The organism is Pseudomonas sp. LS2P72, assembly GCF_054897865.1.
This window is the reverse complement of sequence record NZ_CM142708.1, coordinates 4706769-4725719: the sequence shown is the minus strand read 5'-3', so window position 1 is coordinate 4725719 and position 18951 is coordinate 4706769. Positions and strand designations below refer to the sequence as shown.

The 18951-nt window shown below is 58.0% G+C and carries 21 protein-coding genes and 4 pseudogenes; 7 read left to right on the top strand and 18 right to left on the bottom strand.

The genetic code is table 11. The features are described from left to right. Positions 1 to 16: 16 nt before the first annotated feature. From ACYZUA_RS21720 to puuE, 4 genes are all read right to left on the bottom strand, one after another. On the bottom strand, positions 17 to 520 hold the full coding sequence (locus ACYZUA_RS21720) for an ureidoglycolate lyase (RefSeq protein WP_007960046.1): 504 nt from the start codon (positions 518 to 520) through the stop codon (positions 17 to 19). Between the two features lie 125 nt (positions 521 to 645). After that, the gene (gene alc, locus ACYZUA_RS21715) at positions 646 to 1641 is read right to left on the bottom strand and encodes an allantoicase (RefSeq protein WP_461960548.1); all 996 of its coding nucleotides are present in this window, start codon (positions 1639 to 1641) and stop codon (positions 646 to 648) included. A gap of 88 nt (positions 1642 to 1729) precedes the next feature. Further along, on the bottom strand, positions 1730 to 2245 hold the full coding sequence (gene uraD, locus ACYZUA_RS21710) for a 2-oxo-4-hydroxy-4-carboxy-5-ureidoimidazoline decarboxylase (protein WP_461960547.1): 516 nt from the start codon (positions 2243 to 2245) through the stop codon (positions 1730 to 1732). Then, positions 2242 to 3168 (bottom strand): allantoinase PuuE, encoded by a 927-nt coding sequence (gene puuE / locus ACYZUA_RS21705; protein WP_008146148.1) that lies wholly within the window; start codon positions 3166 to 3168, stop codon positions 2242 to 2244. Before puuE ends, uraD begins: the two co-directional genes overlap by 4 nt. A gap of 430 nt (positions 3169 to 3598) precedes the next feature. Between puuE and uraH the strand changes: the two genes are divergently transcribed. Then, on the top strand, positions 3599 to 3952 hold the full coding sequence (gene uraH, locus ACYZUA_RS21700; RefSeq protein ID WP_461960546.1) for a hydroxyisourate hydrolase: 354 nt from the start codon (positions 3599 to 3601) through the stop codon (positions 3950 to 3952). 225 nt (positions 3953 to 4177) lie between these two features. On the opposite strand, the gene ACYZUA_RS21695 is transcribed toward uraH, so the two are convergent. From ACYZUA_RS21695 to ACYZUA_RS21650, 10 genes and pseudogenes are all read right to left on the bottom strand, one after another. Beyond that, a complete protein-coding gene (locus ACYZUA_RS21695) occupies positions 4178 to 4804 on the bottom strand; it encodes a LysE family translocator (RefSeq protein ID WP_461960545.1) in 627 nt (208 codons plus the stop codon). Positions 4805 to 4883: 79 nt separating this feature from the next. Next, positions 4884 to 6233, bottom strand: a complete 1350-nt coding sequence (locus ACYZUA_RS21690) for an NCS2 family permease (RefSeq protein WP_461960544.1) — start codon at positions 6231 to 6233, stop codon at positions 4884 to 4886. Positions 6234 to 6558: 325 nt separating this feature from the next. Beyond that, positions 6559 to 6930 (bottom strand): glutathione S-transferase N-terminal domain-containing protein, encoded by a 372-nt coding sequence (locus ACYZUA_RS21685; RefSeq protein WP_046047502.1) that lies wholly within the window; start codon positions 6928 to 6930, stop codon positions 6559 to 6561. Positions 6931 to 7031: 101 nt separating this feature from the next. Further along, a complete protein-coding gene (gene folE / locus ACYZUA_RS21680; RefSeq protein WP_213028761.1) occupies positions 7032 to 7577 on the bottom strand; it encodes a GTP cyclohydrolase I FolE in 546 nt (181 codons plus the stop codon). Positions 7578 to 7599: 22 nt separating this feature from the next. Then, positions 7600 to 7842, bottom strand: a pseudogene (locus ACYZUA_RS21675) (site-specific integrase); the annotation flags it as partial. A gap of 94 nt (positions 7843 to 7936) precedes the next feature. Next, positions 7937 to 8611: a polysaccharide lyase family 7 protein gene (locus ACYZUA_RS21670; protein WP_461960543.1), complete on the bottom strand. Its 675-nt coding sequence runs from the start codon at positions 8609 to 8611 to the stop codon at positions 7937 to 7939. A gap of 312 nt (positions 8612 to 8923) precedes the next feature. Continuing rightward, positions 8924 to 9658, bottom strand: coding sequence for an XRE family transcriptional regulator (locus tag ACYZUA_RS21665; protein ID WP_461960542.1), 735 nt, complete (start codon positions 9656 to 9658; stop codon positions 8924 to 8926). 69 nt (positions 9659 to 9727) lie between these two features. Further along, positions 9728 to 10285, bottom strand: a complete 558-nt coding sequence (locus tag ACYZUA_RS21660; RefSeq protein ID WP_008146127.1) for a Smr/MutS family protein — start codon at positions 10283 to 10285, stop codon at positions 9728 to 9730. Positions 10286 to 10360: 75 nt separating this feature from the next. Continuing rightward, the gene (locus tag ACYZUA_RS21655; protein WP_461960541.1) at positions 10361 to 10681 is read right to left on the bottom strand and encodes a hypothetical protein; all 321 of its coding nucleotides are present in this window, start codon (positions 10679 to 10681) and stop codon (positions 10361 to 10363) included. A 131-nt stretch (positions 10682 to 10812) separates the two neighbouring features. Continuing rightward, positions 10813 to 11403, bottom strand: a complete 591-nt coding sequence (locus ACYZUA_RS21650; protein WP_008146122.1) for a cysteine hydrolase family protein — start codon at positions 11401 to 11403, stop codon at positions 10813 to 10815. A 238-nt stretch (positions 11404 to 11641) separates the two neighbouring features. On the opposite strand from ACYZUA_RS21650, the gene prmB reads away from it, so the two are divergent. Continuing rightward, positions 11642 to 12550, top strand: coding sequence for a 50S ribosomal protein L3 N(5)-glutamine methyltransferase (prmB, locus tag ACYZUA_RS21645; protein WP_461960540.1), 909 nt, complete (start codon positions 11642 to 11644; stop codon positions 12548 to 12550). A gap of 144 nt (positions 12551 to 12694) precedes the next feature. On the opposite strand, the gene ACYZUA_RS21640 is transcribed toward prmB, so the two are convergent. Together ACYZUA_RS21640 and ACYZUA_RS21635 are read right to left on the bottom strand one after the other, a co-directional pair. Further along, positions 12695 to 13486 (bottom strand): hypothetical protein, encoded by a 792-nt coding sequence (locus ACYZUA_RS21640; protein WP_461960539.1) that lies wholly within the window; start codon positions 13484 to 13486, stop codon positions 12695 to 12697. Between the two features lie 99 nt (positions 13487 to 13585). Further along, positions 13586 to 14584 carry an alpha/beta hydrolase gene (locus tag ACYZUA_RS21635; protein WP_461960538.1) on the bottom strand — a complete coding sequence of 333 codons (999 nt, stop codon included), beginning with the start codon at positions 14582 to 14584 and terminating at the stop codon, positions 13586 to 13588. Between the two features lie 83 nt (positions 14585 to 14667). Between ACYZUA_RS21635 and aroC the strand changes: the two genes are divergently transcribed. After that, complete coding sequence (gene aroC, locus ACYZUA_RS21630) at positions 14668 to 15759, top strand: chorismate synthase (RefSeq protein WP_008146116.1); 1092 nt, start codon at positions 14668 to 14670, stop codon at positions 15757 to 15759. 171 nt (positions 15760 to 15930) lie between these two features. Continuing rightward, positions 15931 to 17082 (top strand): MFS transporter, encoded by a 1152-nt coding sequence (locus tag ACYZUA_RS21625; RefSeq protein WP_461964073.1) that lies wholly within the window; start codon positions 15931 to 15933, stop codon positions 17080 to 17082. Positions 17083 to 17107: 25 nt separating this feature from the next. On the opposite strand, the pseudogene ACYZUA_RS21620 reads toward ACYZUA_RS21625, so the two are convergent. After that, a pseudogene (locus ACYZUA_RS21620) lies at positions 17108 to 17195 on the bottom strand (class II aldolase/adducin family protein); the annotation flags it as partial. 4 nt (positions 17196 to 17199) lie between these two features. Here ACYZUA_RS21620 and ACYZUA_RS21615 point away from each other — a divergent pair. From ACYZUA_RS21615 to ACYZUA_RS21605, 3 genes and pseudogenes are all read left to right on the top strand, one after another. Further along, positions 17200 to 17419: pseudogene (locus tag ACYZUA_RS21615) on the top strand (class II aldolase/adducin family protein); the annotation flags it as partial. A gap of 20 nt (positions 17420 to 17439) precedes the next feature. Next, entirely contained in the window at positions 17440 to 17985 is a 546-nt protein-coding gene (locus ACYZUA_RS21610) for a 1,2-dihydroxy-3-keto-5-methylthiopentene dioxygenase (RefSeq protein ID WP_461960537.1), read from the top strand. Between the two features lie 4 nt (positions 17986 to 17989). After that, a pseudogene (locus tag ACYZUA_RS21605) lies at positions 17990 to 18173 on the top strand (acireductone synthase); the annotation flags it as partial. Positions 18174 to 18395: 222 nt separating this feature from the next. Here ACYZUA_RS21605 and ACYZUA_RS21600 read toward each other — a convergent pair. Then, on the bottom strand, positions 18396 to 18674 hold the full coding sequence (locus ACYZUA_RS21600) for a DUF3509 domain-containing protein (RefSeq protein WP_150656299.1): 279 nt from the start codon (positions 18672 to 18674) through the stop codon (positions 18396 to 18398). Positions 18675 to 18951: the final 277 nt, after the last annotated feature.

Here is an 18951-nt window from a genome sequence, read left to right as displayed (position 1 = left end):
GTGATCAGACCTTCTCTTATTGGTGGGGGGCGAGGATCAAACGCTCATCCTCTTTGAAAAAATGCTCATCGCAGTTATTGCCTGTGCCACTGCGATCAACCACCAGGAAGTCATCCCGCTTTTCGATCGTCAGCACCGGATGGTGCCAAACGCCGCGATGGTAATTAATGCCCTGCCTGCCGTTGGTGACGAAGGCGCGGACCAAGCCTGATACAGGTTCATCGCCAAGTGGCGCGACCACGATCAGAAAAGGGTTGCCGAGCAGCGGAATGAAAGCCTGGCTGCCCAGCGGGTGACGCTCCAGCATGCTGACGGTCAGCGGCATGTCCTGCGCGTCGGCGCGGAAGATGCTGATGATCGCGTTGTCCTCTGGCGTGGCGGTTTCCACCGTCGCCAGTTTATGGAAGCGCATGGTCGAACCGTTGTTGATCATGAAGTGATCGCTGCCGTCGGTTTCGATCACGTCACCGAAAGGGGCGAAGGCTTCTTTGGTCAGCGGTTCAATCGTCAATGTGCGCATGCTGGTCTTCTTACCTTGAATTCGTTGTTGTATTGCCCTTTGTAGGAGCACAGCTTGCTGGCGATGGGGCCCTCACTGACGCCATCGCCAGCAAGCTGTGCTCCTACAGGTTTTTCATCAGCCGCTTACTTAGCTACCTTGCCCAAAACGCGCAGGCGACTCACACCACCATCCGGGAACACGTTCAGGCGGATGTGGGTGATCGGACCCAGCGCCTTGATCTGCTCGGCGAAGGTGTGTTCGGCGTGCATTTCCAGTTTCTGCGCCGGCAGCAATTCGCGCCAGAACAGCGATTGGGTTTCGATCTGGCTGTCGGTGCCGCCCTTCACGAAAGCGCCCTGGATCGAGCACGTGTCCGGGTAGTTGCCCTTGAAGTGCAGGGTGTCGACGATGACTTTTTCGATCTCGCCGGCATGACCCAGCGCGACGATCACCCAGTCATTGCCCGGCGTGCGACGACGTGCGGTTTCCCAGCCGTCGCCCATGTTGATGCCGCGACCCGGGTTGAGGATGTTGCTCATGCGACCGAAGTGTTCGTCGGAGCAGGCGAGGGCGCGGCCACCGTTCAGGGCTGCGGCCAGGTCAACTTGCTCGTTGTCGCCCACAGCGGACCAGTCGCGGAACGGAACACCGTAAACACGCAGACGGGCCACACCACCATCCGGGTAGATGTTGAAGCGCAGGTGGCTGAACGCCTGGTCGTTGTTGATTTCGTGGTAGTGGTGGCTGTTGCCTTGTAGCTCGACGGCGGACAGCACTTCAGTCCACTGGGTGTTGTCGTCTGGCTCGCCCGAGGCCAGGAAGCACGCTTCCAGGGAGGCCGACGGCGGGAAGTTGCCGGTGAAGAATGAAGTGTCGATGTCCACGCCTTTGATCGAACCCGGTACGCCCAGGCGGATCACGGCGCTGTCGTAGCCTTCGAAGCGCTTGCGGCGCGACTCCCAGCCGTCCATCCACTTGCCGTTGTCATCGAACACGCCCTCCTTCCACACAGCCGGGGTCGGCTGGAACAGGCGGTTGGCATCAGCGAACCAGTCATCGGTGACCGAGATGATTTTGGTGCCCAGGCGGGCGTCGGCCAGGTTGACGAACTTCTCGAAAGGTACGGCGTAAGCTTTCATTCTTCTTGTCTGCCTTTAATAAGTTGGCTTGGGATGCTCTCAGGACCCAGGGCGATTTGTGCGTTCAATTCCGCTCGGGCCAAGGTCGCTATAGGGTCAGTAATCGGAACAGGGCGATCTTGTTGATCTCCGCCAGCGCGCATTTGAACTCGGTGTCTTGCGGGTTGTGAATGCGCGTTTCGAACGCCGCGAGGATCTGATGCCGGTTGCTGCCTTTTACCGCCATGATGAAGGGAAACTTGAACTTGGCCTTGTAGGCGTCGTTCAGCTCGGTGAAGCGTTGAAACTCTTCGGCCGTGCATTGGTGGATACCCGCGCCAGACTGTTCTTCAGTGCTGGCTGCGGTAAGTTGGCCCTGGACGGCAGCTTTGCCGGCCAGGTCCGGGTGAGCGTTGATCAGTGTCAATTGACTGGCGTGATCGGCGCTCAACAGGATGTCGCTCATGCGCTGGTGCAGGGTTTCGATCTGGTCGATCGAAGCGTCCTGGCCCAGGTCGAAGGCCTTTTCGGCCACCCATGGCGAATGTTCATAGATGTCGGCGAAGGCAGCGACGAAGGCGTCGCGGCTCAAGGTCGAGGGCTTCAGAGTTTGGAAGTGGCTCATTTCGCGGCCCCTTGATACGGGTGGGTTTCGTGCCAGTGGCGAGCGATGTCGACGCGACGGCTGAACCACACCTGTTCATGACTTTTAGCGTATTCGATAAAGCGTTTGAGCGAGGCCAGACGCGCCGGACGGCCGATCAGACGGCAGTGCAGGCCGATCGACAACATTTTCGGCGCCTCGGCGCCTTCGGCGTAAAGCACGTCGAAGGCGTCTTTGAGGTATTCAAAGAAATCGTCGCCCTTGTTGAAACCCTGGACCTGGGTGAAGCGCATGTCGTTGGTGTCCAGCGTGTAGGGAATCACCAGGTGCGGCTTGCCGGTCGGGTTGTTCGGTTCCCAATAGGGCAGGTCGTCGTCGTAGGTGTCGCAGTCGTAGAGGAAACCGCCTTCTTCCATCACCAGACGACGGGTGTTCGGGCCAGTGCGGCCGGTGTACCAGCCCAGTGGGCGCTCGCCGGTGATTTCGGTGAGGACGCGAATCGCTTCGAGCATGTGCTCGCGTTCCTGCGCTTCGTCCATGTACTGATAGTCGATCCAGCGATAGCCGTGGCTGCAGATCTCATGGCCGGCATCGACCATCGCGCGGATCACGTCCGGGTGACGCTGGGCGGCCATGGCGACGGCGAAGATGGTCAGTGGAATGTCGAATTCCTTGAACAGTTTCAGAACCCGCCAGACACCGGCGCGGCTGCCATACTCGTAAAGGGATTCCATGCTCATGTTGCGCGCGCCTTGCAGCGGCTGCGCCGAGACCATTTCCGAGAGGAAGGCTTCGGATTCTTTATCGCCGTGCAGGATATTGCGCTCGCCGCCTTCTTCGTAATTGAGCACGAAGGACAAGGCGATGCGGGCATTGCCCGGCCAGTGTGGGTGAGGAGGGTTACTGCCGTAACCGATCAGGTCGCGTGGGTAGTCAGCGCTCACTGCAGTCTTCCTTCTTATTCGTTCGACTTGTTCAAGGTCAGGTTTGTGTGGCGGCCTGCAATGTGATGACAGGCTGGCGTCACAGCGATGGGCTGATTGTATACAACTTTATATCAACTTTGTAAGCCTGTTTTTTTGCATTTTTCAAAACGGCCATCTTCACATGTTATTGCAAGAAACCTGCCTGATTGGTCAGTTAATAGATGGAAGGTCCTCTGATCCTATGGCGCGGCGGTAGATTTGGCGGGAATCACTGAATGACGGGTAAAGCGGTAAATATGTTGTTTTTATTGTGTACAATTTTTTTGAAAAGTGTCTTAATCAGTCGCTCGCCGCAGCGTTTCGTGCTCCGAATCGGTGCGGTCTCCTTTTCAACTGACTTCGGGAGGCGCGAGGTCTGACTGCTCATGCAGGCAGGCGCGCAGAATCAATGGGACGTTTGACTACTCACGTTTTAGACGCTGCACACGGTTGCCCGGGCAGCTCGATCAAGGTCGAGTTGTACCGCGTTGAAGGTTCGCAGCTGGAATTGGTCGCCACTGCGATAACCAACAGCGATGGGCGGGTCGATGCACCGCTGCTGCAAGGTGATGACTACCGTTCAGGGGTCTATCAGGTTCAGTTTCATGCGGGCGATTACTACCGCGCTCGCGGCATTCAGTTGCCGGAGCCTGCGTTCCTGGATGTGGTGGTGCTGCGTTTTGGCATCTCTGCGGAACAGGATCACTACCACGTGCCCTTGCTGATTTCGCCGTACAGCTATTCGACCTACAGAGGAAGCTAGGACTTTCCCCCCAGCCCCCTTCTTCTCAAAAAAAGCTGCGCATATAGCTTCTTTGGTCTTTCGCCCGCTCACACTGCGGGCTTTTTTTTGCTTGCTGGGAAAGGTGTCGCTTGTGCTGACGCCATCGCGAGCAAGCTTTGCTCCTACAGGTTTGGTGTCGTTCCCCAACTATGTGAACGACACCAAACCTGTAGGAGCAAAGCTTGCTCGCGATGCTTTTTGCTTTTAGCGGCTCAACAACGACGCAGCACCGGCACCACTGAACAACCCCGCACTCACCCGGTTGAACCAGCTCTGCCCCTTGCCGCTGCGCAGGTACCGCGCAGCGCCGTGAGCCCCGAGCCCATAAGCCAACTTGCACAGCAAATCCAGCACGGTCCAGGTCGCAATCATCACCAGCAACTGCGGCAGGAACGGTTGTTCGGCACTGAGGAACTGCGGGAGGAAAGCAGCGAAGAACAGAATATCTTTCGGGTTGCTGGCGCCCAACATAAACGCGCGCCCGAACAATGCGCGAAAACGCGGAACCGGCGCAGCCTGGGGCACTTCAGCGCCGTGGGAGGGCAGGCGCGATTGCTGCCAGCTCTGCCAGGCCAGATAGAACAGGTACAGCGCCCCGACGATCTTCAGGGCGCTGAACAACTGTTCCGACGCCAGCAGCAAGGCGCCCAAACCCAGCGCCGACGCACTGAGCAAGCAGATTGACGCAACCACACCACCCAGAAACGCCGGGTAAGAACGACGCAAACCGTAATTCAGACTGTTGCTGATCATCAGCAAAGACAGTGGCCCCGGTATCAGGATTACCACCAGCGCAGCGCCGCTGAACAGCAGCCAGGTTTCCAGACTCATCACTTTCCTCCATTTGCACAAAAGCCTCACCCGACGGGGTGAGGCTGTTTTGAAACACTGCTTTTGAAGCGTGTTCGGCTTACAAGAAAATGAACTTGGCGATGAAGATCGCGCAGAGCACCCACAGACTGATGGAAATTTCCTTGTACTTACCGGTCCCGGCCTTCATTACCACGTAAGTGATAAAGCCCAGCGCAATGCCGTCGGCGACCGAGAAGGTCAGGGGCATCATGATCGCGGTAACGATCGCCGGAATGCTGTCGGTCGCTTCATCCCATTCAATGTGAGCCATACCGCCCATCATCAGCATCGCCACATAAATCAGCGCACCGGCGGTGGCGTAAGCGGGAATCATGCCAGCCAGCGGTGCGAAAAACATCGCCGCAATAAATAGCACACCTACGGTTACGGCGGTAAGACCAGTCCGACCACCTGCCGCTACGCCAGCGGCACTTTCTACATAGCTGGTAACCGGCGGAACGCCGACCACCGCACCGAATACGCTGGACGCACTGTCTGCTTTCAAGGCGCGGGAGAGGTTTTCGATCTTGCCGTCGGCGTTCACCAGGCCGGCGCGCTGGGCGACGCCCATCAAGGTACCGGCAGTGTCGAACATGTGCACGAAGAGGAAGGCCAGCACCACACTGATCATGCTGATGTTGAATACGCCGGCGACGTCCATGGCCATCCAGGTCGGGGCCAGGCTCGGCGGGGCGGACATGATGCCCTCGTAGTGCACCAGGCCCAGACCCCAACCCGCCAGCGTCACGGTGATGATGCTGATGAGGATCGCACCAAACACTTTGTGGTAGCTGAGCACGGCGATCATCAGGAAGCAGATGGCGGCCAGCAGCGGGCCAGGTTCGCGCAGGGAGCCGAGCTTGATCAGGGTGGCCGGGCTGTCGACCACGATACCCGCGGTTTTCAAGCCGATCAGCCCCAGGAACAAGCCCACGCCAGCGCCCATGGCAAAGCGCAAACTGACCGGGATGCTATTGAGCAGCCATTCGCGAATCCGCGAAAAGGTCAGGAACATGAACAACACACCGGATACAAACACCGCGCCAAGAGCGGTTTCCCAGTTGTAGCCCATGGTGCCGACCACGGTGTAAGTGAAGAAGGCGTTGAGACCCATGCCCGGCGCGAGGCCGACCGGCCAGTTGGCGTACAGGCCCATCAACAGGCAACCCAACGCGGCGGCGATGCAGGTGGCGACGAACGCGGCACCGTGATCGATCCCGGCGTCGGCCATGATGTTGGGGTTGACGAAGATGATGTAGGCCATGGTGATGAAGGTTGTCAGACCGGCAATCAACTCGGTCTTCACCGTGGTGCCATGCAAGCTGAGTTTGAAGATGCGCTCCAGCCAGCCATTACGTAATGGCGGCGAGAGTTCGAGCGTCGGGGCTTCGGATTTGCGGCTTTCCACAGCGAATACTCCTCAAGAGTTTTATTGTTATTTCCAGGGCCGGACCCATGAGGGTGGCAGCGACCCTTTGAGGTGCTTGCGAATTTGTTGACTGCTTGGTCAGGAACTCGCACGAAGTGGATTATGCTTTTGTATACAAATAAAGCAAATAATGTTTTTGGTTTTGTAGACGAAAAGTTTGGCAATAGGGATATATCGCCAGATCAGTTACGGAAAATGGCCGTCGCCGCTGGACACGCGTACGTTGCTCAAGGCTGCCCTGGGGTGCAAAAACAAACAAACCGGCCAATGGGCCGGTTTATTTTTATCCGAAATCTGTACGGTTTCAGGCGGCGGCAAACCGCTTGTCCAGATAATCGATGATCACCTTGGACTCATACATCCAGGTCGTCTGGCCATTCTCTTCGATGCGCAGGCACGGCACCTTGATCTTGCCACCCTGTTCCAGCAGGGTCTGGCGATCCTGTTCATTGTTCTTCGCATCGCGCAACGCCACCGGCACGTTCAAGCGGCGCAGGGTACGGCGGGTTTTCACACAGAACGGGCAGGCGTGGAACTGATACAGGGTCAGGTCCTTGGCGGCTGTTTCGACCTGAGCCTGGGCGGCGGCAGGGCGCTGCTTTTTGCCGGGGCGGGTAATGAAGTCGATGAAGATGATCAGTTGGCCAAGGCCGACACGAAGTGCTTTAACGAACACGGTATAAGCCTCACAGGGGCAAACAGAAGGCGCGCAGCTTACCTGATTTTTCACGGACGAAAAAAAACCGGCGATGAATGCCGGTTTTCTTCTGCTGCGAATTACTTGATCAGGCTGAGAAATTCGCTGCGGGTGGCCGCGTTTTCGCGGAACTCACCCAGCATCACCGACGTGATCATCGACGAATTCTGTTTCTCCACACCGCGCATCATCATGCACATGTGCTTGGCCTCGATTACCACCGCAACGCCCAGGGCGCCGGTGACTTGCTGGACCGCATCGGCGATCTGGCGGCTGAGGTTTTCCTGGATCTGCAAGCGGCGGGCGTACATATCGACAATCCGCGCGACTTTCGACAGACCCAATACCTTGCCGCTCGGGATGTAGGCGACGTGAGCCTTGCCGATAAACGGCAGCAGGTGGTGTTCGCACAAGGAGTAGAGCTCGATGTCCTTCACCAGCACCATTTCGCTGTTGTCGGAGCTGAACAAGGCACCGTTGGTGACCTCTTCCAGTGTCTGTTCATAACCGCGGCAGAGGTACTGCATGGCTTTGGCGGCACGTTTTGGCGTGTCGAGCAGGCCCTCGCGGGAGGCGTCCTCGCCCAGTTGGCCGAGAATCGCGGTGTAGTTCTGTTCCAGTGTCACAGAGGCTGATTCCATACGGGTTTCAGAGGGGTACTGTTTCTGTCTGTACCAATTGTGTACCAATCAAGCTCTTTTCAATCTTCCCGGGCTCACTCCAGTCGGTGCTGGCGTTGATCCATCGGGTGCAGGTCGATAGCAATATCTGAACGCTATGACCGAGCTGAGTGGCAATAATCGCAGGGTTCATCCCCGACATGGGGCACATGGTAGCGTATGTGTGCCGGCAGTTGTATTGCCGGCGGGCGCGAATCCCCAAATCGGTCATTTCGGGTCTGCGTATCCCGCTACACCCTGTCGCCAAGGTGCAGCAGTGATGCTTCCCTGAAGCCTGTCTTGCTCGTCAGGCCGAGCAGGTTGTATCAGGCGTGAGTGATCGACAGATCGCTGATGATGCAGACAGAACCGTCTAGCGGGTCGGTGGTGTCGGAGTAATCGATCTGGTTGTACACGCCGCCGTGAAAGGCGAGTGTTTTCGTGTCCCAGGTGTTGTCGAGGCGCATGATCGCGGAAGTGGATTTGACGCCGTTACAACTGGCCGATACTGAGACGGCGCCGCTCGAATTGGCGTGAATGTTGATTTTGAAAAGCGCACCGAGCGGTACGTTCTCCAAAACCGTCGAGTTGACCGGATCGTCCTGGAGGTAGCTTGACCGGAACCCCATGGTGATTTTTCCTTTGTTCCAGAACACCTTTACCGGAGGTCGTTCTGAACCCTTCACATGAATCTGGCCAATCACGACTTTCTGCAGCGAGTTGACTTTGGTCAGTCGCATTTCCTGGCGATTCCAGTGGTCCGCGGCGCTGGAAAACAGCCAGTAACCTGGCTCCTTCCACTCGCAGCGAGTGCGTTTCGTGCTCTTGCTCGAGGCTCCAAGTGTCGGCGCTGTCATCTGCAGCGAACCATCATCAAGCATTGAAATGACGTCGGGGCATTCGATCAGTGCGCGCCAGCCGATGAGCTCAAGCGCAATCGGGTTGGTGTCGGAGATTGGAAGCGGGGTAGCGATGGTGAAGTTGCTGATGTCTACAGTCATGGTTTTTGCCTCAGTCCATTGATGTCGCTTTTTGCTCTGGTGAGCGTTGCGTTTGATGCAGGCCTACATCCCACTGCCCACTCAGTGAATGGGCAGAAGTGATGCCTGGCAGGTTCCGATCGATTTCCCGTTGGCTTGGATATAAATATGGGTGTTCCCATATTTTGTGTCAACGGGTATTCCCATATTTTATTCCGTACCTATATTCCAGGGCAAAAAAAGCCCGCGCTTGGCGGGCTTCTCATGGATGGGTGTCGATTTTCCGTATTGCACGTTATGGCACTGGACGCTCCCGAATCACCGCAACTCAGTTCACCGCGAATACATCGCCCACCAAAAGATATGACCCAGGATCGCAAGCTGCTGCTCCTGGATCTCGGCGAAGGTGTAGTCCTCGTCCGGATGCTCGTCACGGTTGAAGCTGCGTAGGCGGATCCCGCTGGGCAGTCGGTAGACCTGTTTCACGCGGAGCTGGCCGTTGTGGTTGATCGCGTACATTTCGCCGTCGACGATGTCGCCCAGCGAGTTCTTTCCGACGTTCATGCCAACCGTAGCGCCGTCGCGCAGTACCGGGAGCATGCTGTTTCCGCTCACCACCACGCACTTGGCGTTGTTGAACTGCACGTTGTTGTGACGCAGGTCTTTCTTGAAGAAGCGCAGCCGGGCGCTGTCGTTTTCTGCGATCACGAAACGGCCTGAACCGGCCGCCAGCTCAACTTCACGCAGGAAGGGGACATACACCTCGTCGTCATCCAGGGGCGTGCTGTCGTCCCAAGGCTGGATGTCTGACATTGAAACGCTTGGAGGAGTGCGATTCAACGGAGCAGCATCGGACACACCTTTAAGCATGTCACCGACACCTTCAGCCAGCCACATCGGTGAGACGCCACACACCGAAGCGATCTGGGCAACAAAGGCTGTTGCCTTCGATTTCCCGCGTTCAAGGTCGGAGATAGAGGTTTGCGTCAGGCCTGCGCGCTCGGCAAGCTCGGTCTGATTGAGCTTGGCGTGTTGGCGGGCTGTTTTGAGTCGTTCTTTAAATTCCATCTGCGGAGTATTACGGGAGCTCCCATATCATTGCAAATCGTTATCCGGATAATTTGCCGGGCGACCGCTTTACTCGTCGCGACCTTCCATCATGGTCCGCTTGAGCATCACATAAACCGCTCCGGCGCCGCCGTGCTTCGCTTGGCACGAGGTGAAGCCGAGTACTTGTGAATGTTGGCGCAACCAGGTGTTGACGTGGCTTTTGATCATCGGTCGCTTGCCGTCCAGACGCACAGCCTTGCCGTGGGTGACGCGCACGCAGCGGATTTCGAATTTGGTCGCTTCGGCCAGAAACGCCCAGAGGGTTTCCCGGGCCTTTTCCACGCTCATGCCATGGAGGTCGAGGCTGCCTTCGAATGGAATCTGTCCGATCTTGAGCTTGCGCATCTGGCTTTCCTGAACACCATCACGCGCCCACATCAGCTCGTCTTCCGGGCCAACATCGATGACGAACTGATCGGACAGCCCGTCAACGGTGGTGGCATCGGTGCGCACGGTGGCGGCTTGACGCAACTTGGCGATTTGCGCGCGGTCAGCTTTGGGTTTGCCGGTTTCGGCGCGATCGTGTTTGATCGGCTTGACGCCTTGGATCGCGCTTTTGAACAGGGAAAAATCGTCGTCTTGCATGTCAGCCTCCGCGAAGGGCGGCCAGTTTACCCAACTCGAGGCGAATGGGGCGCGAGAAAACGCGCAACGCTCGGCTCAGTCGTGCTTTTTCATCAAATGCGGGGAGATGTTCAGCGCTTGCGACTGCCGCGAGCGGCGACGGCAGCGACGCCACAGCCACACGCCGAGGTACAGCACGAACAGGCCAATCGCCAGAATCACTGCCGAACCGACCCGGTTGGTATTCAACTCGCCCAGGGCGGGTGCGTGGCCAAGCAGGCTGGCGGCACCGGCCATCGCCATCAACACACCGCACATCGACAGCAAGGCAGCAAATGCCGCGCCGATTCGAAAACGCCAGTTGCGTTGGCCTTTAGGCCGCAAGCGGCGAGCGTCAAAACCATCGGATAACTTCATTCCGACCTTCCTCAATGGGTATCGGCCCTTCGACCGGGAGTTGACCGGGATGTTCCTGAGGCTAAGGCAATTACAGCAAATGATAGGCTTTTGCGGATGAGCGGCGGCATGGACCGCTCATCGAGCGTCGATCAGATCAGTTCGTGAGTCAGCGCGAGGGTGGCGAAGTTGTCCGCCATGATCGCCATTTCGGTCTGCTGAACGTGGTCTGCGCTCAATACGCCGCCCTTGTAAGGCAGGTCGCGAGTCGCGCAGGCGTCTTCCACCAGCGTGCAACGAAAGCCCAGGTTCTTCGCGGCGCGCACCGTGGTGCTGACGCTGGAGTGGCTCATGAAACCGCACACGATCAGGTCCAGCGAGCCGAGATTCTGCAGGCGTTCCAGCAATTCGGTGCCATGGAACGCACTCGGTAGCAATTTACCGATGATGGTTTCGTCGCCCTGTGGTTCCAGGCCCGGGATGAACTCACCGCGCTCACCTTGTGGATCGAACAGCCCACCGACGGTGCCAAGGTGGCGGACATGGACGATCGGCCGGCCGGCTGCACGGGCAGCGGCCACCAGTTGTTTGATGTTCGCGACGGCAGCATCCATGCCGCTCAAGGCCAACGGGCCGCTGAGGTATTCTTTCTGGGCATCGATGATGACAAGGGTCGCATGACTCAGAACGGCTGCTGCATAACCGCGGCCGCTGAGTTGAAACATCGTTTTTGGAACGGACATTCTGGGGCTCCTTCGAGTGGGGCTTTTGCGACATTGTCCTCTGGCTGAGCGCTTCTGTGAATCGCTACCATCGTAGGCGCCGTCTTTGCTGGCTCGCAGCCTTGTCAATAGGTGCGTTTTGTTCAATAGCCAGCTGAAAAAATAGAAGAGTCCTACATTTGCGACGGTAGTTTTCCCGCGTCGTCGAGACGCGTTTTGGCTGTTAGAATCGCCAGTCGTTTTTTTTGGAGTTTGCCTCGTGATCACTTCCCGACTTCGTACCCTGCGTGACCATATCCGTTGGGCCGTCAGCCGCTTCCATGGGGAGGATCTGTTTTTCGGCCATGGGACCGACAACGCCTGGGACGAAGCGCGTCAGTTGGTGTTGGGTGCCTTGCACTTGCCGTGGGAAATCGCCGACAGCTACCTCGACTGCAATCTTGAAGAAGACGAGCTGGTCAAGCTGCAACGCATGCTCAAGCGCCGTATCGAAGAACGCATTCCTACCGCCTACTTGTTGGGTGAAGCGTGGTTTTGCGGCATGTCGTTCATTGTCGATGAGCGCGTATTGATCCCGCGTTCGCCGATTGGCGAACTGATCGAAAAACGTTTCGCTCCGTGGCTGGGTACCGAACCTGCGCGAATTCTCGACCTGTGCACCGGTTCCGGCTGCATCGGTATCGCCTGTGCCTACGAGTTCCAGAACGCCGAAGTGGTGTTGGCCGACCTGTCGTTCGAAGCGCTGGAAGTGGCCAACCAGAACATCGAGCGCCATGGCGTCGATGAGCGGGTGTACACGGTTCAGGGCGATGGATTCGATGGTTTGCCGGGTCAGCGTTTCGACCTGATCGTGTCGAACCCGCCTTACGTCGATGCGGAAGATTTCGCCGACATGCCGGACGAATACCAGCACGAACCTGAGCTTGGCCTGGCCTGCGGTGATGATGGTTTGAACCTGGTGCGTCGCATGCTCGCCGAAGCGGCGGATCACCTGACCGAGAAGGGCTTGCTGATTGTCGAAGTGGGCAACAGTCAGGTTCACGTCTCGGCGCTGTACCCGGAAGTCGACTTCGCCTGGCTCGATTTCGAGCGCGGTGGGCATGGCGTGTTCATGCTGACGGCGGAGCAATGCAGCAACCATCAGGCCTTGTTCGCTTCTCGCGTGTAACTCAACTGGCTTCTGTGGCGAGGGGATTTAGCGAAACGTCGCACCGCCCCGTTGGACTGCGTAGCAGTCCCTTTTTTTGGGGCCGCTTCGCAGCCCAACGGGGCGGTGCGACGTTTCGCTAAATCCCCTCGCCACAAAAAGCCGTTAACGGTGCGTGGCAATCCAGATCAACAACCCCGCCTGAAACACCGCAAACGCCACCAGACAGGTGATGGTAAAGCGCAGCCCGGCGTCTTCGCGCTTGTACTTGCTGACCTTTTCTTCGTGTTTCTTGAGTTTGACTTCCTGCTCGGCGAGATTTTGCTCGGCTTGCTGGAGCATCTGCGCCGCCTCAAGAATTTCCACGACCTGCAGTTTTTCCGTACTCCAGTCACTCAACAGGTCGCCGACCTGCACTTCCTTGACGCTGCCCTTCAAATGCTGGGCGTCGGCGTAGATCACATCGAAACCATGCATCCGCAAAAAGTGATCGCGGCGCAGGCGAGTGTCTTCGTTCAGCGCATCCTTGTTGTTCAGGTCGGTGCCGTCGATGGTGTAGCCTGGCCATCTCTTTTTCGCCCAGGTAATGCCCTGAGCGGCCATGAAGCGACCGATGCCACGGTTCATCGGTTCGATCTGCAAACCGCTGTCAGGTCCGAAATGCACCCGCCTGGTGGCGTGATCGACCCACACGTCCAGATGATTCTGTTCCTTGCGCACACGCTGGCCGGGCAGCGCAATGCTCATGCGCATCAGGCTGTGTTCCTTGTTGTTGCGCTCGGCGTAACCGAATTCAACAAAGCGCAGCGGCCGTCCACCGGTGTTGCGGTCGGTTTGCAAGGGCGCCAGACGGAGCATCTTGTGGTGCTCGGCGTGGACGTCCGCCCACGGCAGCTCGACCACTGGCGGTGCGTCTTTTTCAGCGGTGGTGTCGGGTGAAGTCTGGGTATCAGTCATAACGGCGAGATCCTGTCCAAGCTCTGCTTGCCGCCAGTCATAGCGCTGGCGACAAAGGCTTATCGGCCGTTTTTTTTAAGACTAGAGGGTAAACAGCGCTTAACTGGCGCGAAGTCCGTCAATAAACCCGAGGATTCGCGCGCCGAGTTCGGCCGCCAGCGGCAATTGCGGATCCTTGTAAGAGGCCAATTGCCGTTTTACATCGTTGGGCACGATGCGCATGACGTGGTTCATGCCTTCGATCAGCGCCAGCTCGGCGTCCGGTTTGGCGGCCTTCAACAGCCTGGCGTCACCGACACCGACCTGGATGTCGTTGCTGCCCTGGATGATCAGCGCCGGCATCTTCAACTTGGCGAACGCCGCTGCCGGGTCCTGGCGGAACAATGAAATCAGATACGGCTGCACGCTCGGGCGGAAAATCACCTGCAACTGCGGCGGCACGTTGTCGTCAGTGTGGCCAGCCTTGAGGCTGTCGAGCAGTTCATTGCTGCGCAGCATCAGTGCTGGCGGCAGGCGATTGCTCAATTGCTGGCGCAGCACCTGATCGATCGGCCGGGCGCTGCCGGACATCGAGATGACCGCGGCGGCGTCCAGGCTCGGTGCCGCAAGGCTGGCGATCAAGGCGCCTTCGCTGTGGCCCAGCAGGATCAGTTGGCCAAAGCGCGGATCTGTTTTGAGCTTCCGGCCCCAGGCCTCCGCGTCCGCCACGTAGGCTTCAACCGACAGATTGCGTTCATCCGGGGTGGCCGCAAGGCTCGCCGCCACGCCGCGTTTGTCATAACGCACGCTGGCGATGTTGTGTTTGGCCAGTACCCAAGCGAGTCGCTTGAGGCTGTCGTTACGTCCGCCATCGGGGTTGTTTCCGTCACGATCCGTAGGACCGGAGCCGGAAATGATCAGGACAACCGGAACCGGCGTGTCGGACTTGGGCAGCAATAACGAGCCGAAAAGCTCGCCGGTGCCGGTGTCCAACGTGATCGGGCGTTGCAGGACAGTGGCCTGTACAAAGCCGGTAAAGAGGGTAAGGCTCAAGGCTATAACTCGCAGCATCATCACGCCATCATGAACAAGATGCCGGTTGGACTCGCAGGCACCCATAAGGTTCGAGGATGAACTAGTCGGGTAGCCTGCGTATACTGGCGCGCATTACGTATTTGGTTTGAATTCACGGAGCGTCCTGCATGTCCGGCAATACCTACGGCAAGCTGTTCACTGTCACCACCGCGGGCGAAAGCCATGGTCCGGCGTTGGTCGCCATTGTCGACGGCTGCCCGCCGGGCCTGGAGATCTCCCTGGAGGATCTGCAGCGTGACCTGGATCGCCGCAAACCCGGCACCAGCCGCCACACCACCCAGCGCCAGGAAGCCGACGAAGTCGAAATCCTCTCCGGCGTGTTCGAAGGGCGCACCACCGGTTGCTCCATCGGCCTGTTGATTCGCAACACCGACCAGAAGTCCAAGGATTACTCGGCGATCAAGGATTTGTTCCGCCCGGCCCACGCCGACTACACCTATCACCACAAATACGGCGAGCGCGATTACCGCGGTGGCGGTCGCAGTTCTGCCCGCGAAACGGCCATGCGCGTGGCCGCCGGGGCGATTGCGAAAAAATACCTGGCCACTCAGGGCATCGTCATTCGTGGCTACATGAGTCAGCTCGGCCCGATCGAAATCCCGTTCAAGACCTGGGATTCGGTAGAAGAGAACGCTTTCTTCAGCCCTGATCCGGACAAGGTCCCGGAGTTGGAAGCCTACATGGACCAGTTGCGTCGCGACCAGGATTCGGTTGGCGCGAAGATCACCGTAGTCGCTGAAGGCGTAATGCCGGGCCTTGGCGAGCCGATCTTCGACCGTCTCGATGCCGAACTCGCTCACGCGCTGATGAGCATCAACGCGGTCAAAGGCGTGGAAATCGGCGCCGGTTTCGCCAGCGTTGCCCAACGCGGTACTGAACACCGCGATGAAATGACCCCGCAAGGTTTTCTCAGCAACAACGCGGGCGGCATTTTGGGTGGCATTTCGTCGGGACAGCCGATCGTCGCGCACCTGGCGCTCAAGCCAACCTCAAGCATCACCACGCCGGGCCGTTCCATCGACATCCATGGCAACCCGGTGGAAGTCGTCACCAAGGGTCGTCATGACCCGTGCGTCGGCATCCGCGCTACACCGATCGCCGAAGCGATGATGGCCATCGTGCTGATGGATCACCTGTTGCGTCACCGCGGGCAGAACCTGGACGTGCGCGTGAGCACGCCGGTGCTGGGTCAGCTTTAATGTCTGACCTTGGGTCTGTACGAAAACTCGCCGAGCGGCGATCAGGCAAGGCAAAAACAGGCGAGCAAGCGGAGTGTAGGGACCTACATGAGCATTGCGAGCCTGTTTTTAACGCAGCATGATCGTCGCGCAGGCAGTTCTCGTACAGAGCCTCAACGCCGCTGCGGTCTGATGGCTGTGTCGGCGCTCCCGTACTGGCGGCTCTCCAGTTTCTATCTGTTCTATTTCGCCTTGCTCGGTTCGACAGCGCCGTTTCTGGCGCTGTACTTCGATCACTTGGGCTTTTCCAGCGCGCGCATCGGCGAGCTGGTGGCGATCCCGATGCTGATGCGCTGTGTGGCGCCGAATATCTGGGGCTGGCTCGGGGACTACACCGGTCGACGCCTGGCCATCGTGCGCTTTGGCGCGGTGTGCACGCTGCTGACGTTTTCGCTGATCTTTGTCAGCAAGACCTACGCCTGGCTGGCAATGGTCATGGCCTTGCACGCGTTTTTCTGGCACGCGGTGTTGCCGCAGTTCGAAGTCATCACGTTGGCGCACTTGCAGGGCCAGACTAACCGTTACAGCCAGATCCGCCTGTGGGGCTCCATCGGTTTTATCATCACCGTGGTCGCGCTTGGCCGGTTGTTCGAAGGGTTGAGCCTGGATATCTATCCGCTGGCGTTGGTACTGATCATGGCCGGAATCGTGGTCAGCAGTGTGTGGGTGCCAAATGCCCAACCGGCTCAGGGCAATCGAATTGCGGGTGATGGGTTTCTCAAGCAATTGCGCAATCCCGGGGTGCTGGCGTTTTACGGTTGCGTGGCGCTGATGCAGATGAGCCACGGTCCTTATTACACCTTTCTGACCTTGCATCTGGAGCGACTCGGGTACAGCCGAGGGCTGATCGGCGTGCTCTGGGCGGTCGGTGTGGTCGCCGAAGTCTTGATGTTTCTGGCCATGAGCAAGATCCTCGCGCGTTTCTCCGTGCGTCGGGTGTTGCTGGCGAGTTTTCTGCTGGCGGCGTTGCGTTGGTTGTTGCTTGGTTCGTTTGCTGAATTCCTTTGGGTGCTGTTGTTTGCCCAAGTGCTGCACGCGGCGACATTCGGCAGCTTTCACGCGGCTGCCATCCAGTTCGTGCAACGTAGTTTCGGCGCGCGCCAACAAGGGCAGGGCCAGGCGTTATACGCCGCACTGGCCGGCACCGGCGGCGCACTGGGCGCGTTGTATTCCGGCTACAGCTGGAATGCCCTCGGCCCCGCATTGACCTTTAGTATTGCCAGCCTCGCAGCCTTCGCGGCAGCCGTTATCATTGCCACACGTATGCAAGAGGATCGGCCATGAGCCTTACCCGTGAGCACCTCGCCCGGGAAATCAATGAAGTCTTGCGGTGTCAGGCGCGACAGCACCGTGGCATTCACCGAATGCGTGTGCAGCACCGCGCCGATCTCCCGGCGCCGTGTGCCGATTTTCGACAACGATCAGGACATTGCGCGCCTCGCCGCCAAGGTGCAGCCTTGGCGGCGAGGCGCATCCCGATTGCGTCGGCTACCTGATCCGCGGCCACGGTCTCTACACCTGGGGTGCGCGCATGAGCGACGCGCTGCGGCAGATCGAGGCCTTTGAATTTTTGTTCGAGTGCGAGTTGAAGGTGCGCTCGCTCTCGAACCATAAAGCATGAACCGCTAAGGAGTTGCCCTGATGAGCAGCCTGTCCGTTTACCACGTCTCAAGCCCTGATTTGCCAAACAAGGTGCTGACGCATTTTGAAGACATCGCCTCGACCCTGGCTGAACAGGGCGTGCGTTTCGACCGTTGGCAAGCCACGGCGAAAATCCAGCCCGGCGCCAGTCAGGAAGAAGTGATCGCCGCGTATCAGGAGCAAATCGACAAGCTGATGACCGAACGCGGTTACATCACCGTCGATGTGATCAGCCTGAACAGCGATCACCCGCAAAAAGCCGAATTGCGCGCCAGGTTTCTCGACGAACATCGTCATGGCGAAGACGAGGTACGATTTTTCGTCGCCGGCCGTGGCTTGTTCACCCTGCACATCGACGATTACGTCTACGCGGTGCTTTGTGAGAAAAACGACCTGATCTCGGTACCGGCCGGCACCCCGCACTGGTTCGACATGGGCGAGCATCCGCATTTCGTCGCGATCCGTCTGTTCAACAACGCCGAAGGCTGGGTGGCCAATTTCACCGGCGACGACATTGCCAGTCGCTTCCCGCGTCTTGAGGACTGAGGCGATGGCGATCAAAGCGATTCTCACCGACATCGAAGGCACTACGAGCGCGGTGAGTTTAGTGTTCGACGTGCTGTTTCCCTACGCGGCCAAACACTTGCCGGATTTTGTTCGCCATAACGCCGCGCGTGCGGATGTTGCCGAGCATCTGGTCGCCGTTCGCCGGGATACCAACGAGCCGAACGCAGTTTTGCGCGGATCGATCCTTCGACCCTATAACCACATAACCCTGTAGGAGCTGAGCTTGCTCGCGATGGCGGCGTGTCAGTCAGCACTAATGTCGCCTGATACACCGCCATCGCGAGCAAGCTCAGCTCCTACAGGGTTCAGGGACTGGTGCAATTTCAGAAACAAAACAGGCCGTGAAGCGAAAGCTTTCACGGCCTGTTTGTTTACAGCTCTGGAACGGTTTAAACCGAGTGATACGTCGGCAGGGCAAACCGCTGCTGGCTTTGCAGCATGGAAATCTGCGGCAGTTCGCTGGCCTGTTCGGCGATGTCACGGCGGATGGCACTGATCACCCAGGACAGCTGATCGCCAGCATGTAATTGCTGGTAGGAAATCGAACGTTTGAAGACTTTGCCGTCGGTGTTGCTCAAGGTCAGCAGAATGCCACCATCAGGACGCGGCTGGGTGGTCACTTCGAAGTTGGAGAACAGGGACGAAAATTTTTCTTGGATCAGGTTCATGTCTATCAGCTCCGTTAGCTCGTGAATGGCAAGCATGCAGAGGTAGTTGCAGTGATTGTGCCAGCATCTGATTTTTTTAAAATCCTTATAAATCAATAAGTTAATTTCTTATGGTTTTTCGCTTTCGTGCAATCTGCATGAATGGCCATCGTGCATCCTGCATTTTGCGTGGTCGACATCGATTCAATGGAACCATTTGCCCGGCGCAAGCTCACGAGATCGAATGCCGCAGCCGTGGATACAAATCATTTCAAAAACCGCGTGTACAGCTCAGGAA

Coding starts and splice junctions, on each gene's coding strand:
- ACYZUA_RS21720 (WP_007960046.1), bottom strand. CDS start 520: ATGCGCACATTGACGATTGAACCGCTGACCAAAGAAGCCTTCGCCCCT.
- alc (WP_461960548.1), bottom strand. CDS start 1,641: ATGAAAGCTTACGCCGTACCTTTCGAGAAGTTCGTCAACCTGGCCGAC.
- uraD (WP_461960547.1), bottom strand. CDS start 2,245: ATGAGCCACTTCCAAACTCTGAAGCCCTCGACCTTGAGCCGCGACGCC.
- uraH (WP_461960546.1), top strand. CDS start 3,599: ATGGGACGTTTGACTACTCACGTTTTAGACGCTGCACACGGTTGCCCG.
- ACYZUA_RS21695 (WP_461960545.1), bottom strand. CDS start 4,804: ATGAGTCTGGAAACCTGGCTGCTGTTCAGCGGCGCTGCGCTGGTGGTA.
- ACYZUA_RS21670 (WP_461960543.1), bottom strand. CDS start 8,611: ATGACTGTAGACATCAGCAACTTCACCATCGCTACCCCGCTTCCAATC.
- ACYZUA_RS21665 (WP_461960542.1), bottom strand. CDS start 9,658: ATGGAATTTAAAGAACGACTCAAAACAGCCCGCCAACACGCCAAGCTC.
- ACYZUA_RS21660 (WP_008146127.1), bottom strand. CDS start 10,285: ATGCAAGACGACGATTTTTCCCTGTTCAAAAGCGCGATCCAAGGCGTC.
- ACYZUA_RS21655 (WP_461960541.1), bottom strand. CDS start 10,681: ATGAAGTTATCCGATGGTTTTGACGCTCGCCGCTTGCGGCCTAAAGGC.
- ACYZUA_RS21650 (WP_008146122.1), bottom strand. CDS start 11,403: ATGTCCGTTCCAAAAACGATGTTTCAACTCAGCGGCCGCGGTTATGCA.
- ACYZUA_RS21640 (WP_461960539.1), bottom strand. CDS start 13,486: ATGACTGATACCCAGACTTCACCCGACACCACCGCTGAAAAAGACGCA.
- ACYZUA_RS21635 (WP_461960538.1), bottom strand. CDS start 14,584: ATGGGTGCCTGCGAGTCCAACCGGCATCTTGTTCATGATGGCGTGATG.
- aroC (WP_008146116.1), top strand. CDS start 14,668: ATGTCCGGCAATACCTACGGCAAGCTGTTCACTGTCACCACCGCGGGC.
- ACYZUA_RS21625 (WP_461964073.1), top strand. CDS start 15,931: ATGGCTGTGTCGGCGCTCCCGTACTGGCGGCTCTCCAGTTTCTATCTG.
- ACYZUA_RS21610 (WP_461960537.1), top strand. CDS start 17,440: ATGAGCAGCCTGTCCGTTTACCACGTCTCAAGCCCTGATTTGCCAAAC.
- ACYZUA_RS21600 (WP_150656299.1), bottom strand. CDS start 18,674: ATGAACCTGATCCAAGAAAAATTTTCGTCCCTGTTCTCCAACTTCGAA.